Below are 3519 nucleotides of genomic sequence, written 5' to 3'. Positions count from 1 at the left end.
GTGGGGGTTTTGTTCATCCCCCACTGATTATTAGCCTTCACCAATCGGGCGTTTACGGGCAGTTGATCTTCCACCTAACTTCTTTGCTCCAGGCGAATTTTGAGGTGGGAGTCTTACTGCCCACAAATAGCGGGGGAAAGTGAGGATTTTAATTATGTCTATTAAAACAAGATTTTTATTTTCTTATATCGCTGTTATTCTCGTTTCCATTACGCTTATATTAGTTACGGGATTTTTAATTGTTTTTTCGATAACTGGTGATTTAGAATCAGTGAAAAATTTCTACAAAAGTTCTTATATTCAAAAGCCACTGACGGCAGAAGAAGAAAATATTTTTCTTGAATTGAAATCGGAGGCTAAACAGAATCAATCGCAATTGTTAGATGAATCGTTCATGTCATCGATCGAAGAGGAGGATGTGAAAATAGTTGTAAGGAAAGGAGAAGCAATTTCATATGCTTCAAAAGTATTTGAAAGCGTAGCTTTAAAAGAAGCTCTTCCAAAGTTTGAAAAGACAAATATCAATAGTCGTGGAACAACGGAACTAAATGGTACATTTTATCGATATGTAAAATTTGATTTTTATTTTCCAGAGAATGAAGAAGGGAGTATATTTGTACTAAAAAAGCAAAGTTCGTTCGTAGATCTTACACAAAAATTATTTCCAATTTTGTTCGTATCGCTCTTACTTTTAGCCATTTTACTTATTGGACTATTAAGTTACTTCGTTTCAAGAAGTGTTATAAAACCAATTTTTGTATTGAAAGATGCGACTGAGAGAATTAAAGAAGGAAATTTAGATTTTCAAATTCCAGCTACATCGCATGATGAAATAGGACAGTTAAACCAAGGATTTGAGGAAATGAGGAAGAAGTTAAAAGGGTCGATTGAGATGCAAACGCAATATGAAGAAAATCGAAAAGAACTTATTTCAAACATCTCTCACGATTTAAAAACACCAATTACATCTATTATAGGCTATGTGGAAGGAATAAAAGATGGGATAGCAAATACGCCGGAAAAAATGGATAAATATTTAACAACCATTCATACGAAAGCAAAACATATGGACACACTCATTGATGAACTCTTTTTGTTTTCGAAGCTCGATTTGAACCGAGTTCCATTTCAGTTTGAAACGATAGAGTTAAATATGTTTATGCAAGATTTAATAGAAGAGATGCAGATGGATTTAAGTGAAGAAGGTATATCTGTATACTTACAATTACAGCATGTATCACCGCTATATGTAATAGCGGATCGTGAAAAAATAAAGAGAGTTATATCGAATTTAATTCATAATAGTGTGAAGTACATGGATAAAGGTGAGAAAAAAATTACCGTTACAGCATCAAGTAATGAAAACAAAGTTATCGTGAAGGTAAAGGATAATGGATCAGGAATAGAATCTGATACACTTCCATATATTTTTGAGCGTTTTTATCGTGCAGAGCAATCACGAAATTCTAGCACAGGTGGAAGTGGACTTGGTTTAGCGATAGCGAAGCAAATTGTTGAAGAACATGGTGGGAAAATTTGGGCAGAAAGTAAGCTTGGAGAAAGCACAAGTATTTTCTTCTCGCTGCAAAAAGTACAGGAATGTGGTGAATGAATTGAAGAGAGTTTTACTAATTGAAGATGAAGTAAGTATTGCAGAATTACAGCGAGATTATTTAGAAATTAATGATTTTCAAGTTGATGTAGAGCATTCTGGAGAAACAGGCTTACAAAGGGCCTTACAGGAAGATTATGACTTAATTATTTTAGATATTATGCTTCCGAAGATGAACGGATTTGAAATTTGTAAACAAATACGCGCTATAAAAGACATTCCTATTTTGCTTGTTTCAGCAAAGAAGGAAGATATAGATAAAATTCGCGGACTCGGATTAGGTGCAGATGATTATATAACGAAACCATTTAGTCCAAGTGAGTTAGTTGCAAGAGTAAAAGCACATATTTCTCGTTATGAAAGATTATCAGGAAATATGGTTAAGAAGCGTGATACATTATACATTCACGGGATTTCTATCGATCAGCGAGCGAGGAAAGTTTTTATAAATAATAAAGAAGTTGCGTTTACAACGAAGGAATTTGATTTATTAACATTTTTTGTAATGCATCCAAACCAAGTGTTAAATAAAGAACAGTTATTTGAACGTATTTGGGGATTAGACTCAGCTGGTGATTTAGCGACGGTTGTTGTTCATATTAGAAAGTTACGTGAAAAAATTGAAAGAGATCCTGCTCATCCGCAATATATTGAAACAGTGTGGGGAGCTGGTTATCGCTTTAATGTGTAGTGAACCTGTCAAATTGTTGATAGGTTTTTTTATTGAAAAAAATGAGATTAAAAATATATTATCTTTATTTTATCTTTTTTTAATAATTTATTTATAGGCAATTTATACCCGCTATTTATTATAAATATCATAGGAAACAATGAAGATATTAATCATAAATTTGGAGGGTATAAAGATGAAAAAAATGAAATTTTTAGTACCAGCAGTAATTGGATTTACAGTACTTGTAACAGGGTGCGCGCAAGGTGAAACGAAGGCGGAATCAAAACAAGAAACGAAGCAAGAGGCGAAAAAAGAGAAGAAAAAACAACAAGCACAAATTACGAAATTAGAGCCATTAAATGCGATGACATTGCAACTAACGTTTGCTAAACCGTTATCAGAAGAAGAAGTGAAATTAGAAAACTTAGATGCTATTAAGAAAAACTTCGTGTTTAGTAATGGCCTGGAAATTGTGAATGTACCGAGACTAAAAACAGGGGCAACGAGTACATATATCGTACCTGTAAAGGTGCAAAAACCAAGTGAAAAATATACGTTAAGTTATAAGGGTGGTAAAAAAGAAAAGTTTGAAGGAAGTTCGGAAAAGATTAATGTTCGCCAAGCGAAGCAAGTGACAAATGATACGTTTGAAATTGAATCATTTTTAGAAGATGGTGTGGTAGATTATGCAAATATTATTGAAGCGTATAAAGCAGGAAGAGGTAATCAAGCATTCCAATTAGATGAAGAAAATAAAGATAAAGATGGTAAACAATATCAAATCATTTCTTCACTTCGTGATAGAAAACTAACGATTACAGCAAGTTCAGGTGAGAAAATTGAAGTTGGATATGTTCCGTTTACACAAGCAGCAGATGGTAGACAAGCGCCTAAATTCCGCCTACCTGCAGGCCAAACGTTGAAGCCAGGAACAGAATACACAATTACGTCTGACTGGGCAACTGTTAAAAATCCGAAATTTACTGCTTCGTCTATCGCTCCGTTAGTCATTCAAAGTGCAGAAGCAATAGATAATAAGTCTATTCAAGTTACATTAGACAAAGATCCGAGTATGGAACTTTTTGCTGGTAGAAAAGTAGAATTACAAAGTGCAGACGGAAATAAAGTAGAAGCACAATATCGCTTCAGCTCTCGAAAAGGTACAGTAGGAATCTTCGACTTACAAAATGGTGCAACTCTGCAGCAAGGAATGAAGTATACAGTTGTGCCGATG

The 3519-nt window shown here is 34.1% G+C and carries 3 protein-coding genes; all 3 read left to right on the top strand.

Going from position 1 to position 3519, the window contains the following annotated elements; all coding sequences use genetic code 11:
* The first annotated feature begins 154 nt into the window (after nt 1–154).
* Nucleotides 155–1612 carry a sensor histidine kinase gene (locus tag AC1DTM_RS20520; protein ID WP_002160212.1) on the top strand — a complete coding sequence of 486 codons (1458 nt, stop codon included), beginning with the start codon at nt 155–157 and terminating at the stop codon, nt 1610–1612.
* Nucleotide 1613: 1 nt separating this feature from the next.
* On the top strand, nt 1614–2303 hold the full coding sequence (locus AC1DTM_RS20515; protein WP_033710726.1) for a response regulator transcription factor: 690 nt from the start codon (nt 1614–1616) through the stop codon (nt 2301–2303).
* A 175-nt stretch (nt 2304–2478) separates the two neighbouring features.
* A partial coding sequence (locus AC1DTM_RS20510; RefSeq protein WP_477000753.1) for a hypothetical protein occupies nt 2479–3519 on the top strand: 1041 nt, incomplete at its 3' end.

Source organism: Bacillus sp. P4_D3 (genome assembly GCF_056401855.1).
Note: the sequence above shows the minus strand (reverse complement) of the source record. Positions and strands in the feature narration are given on the sequence as shown.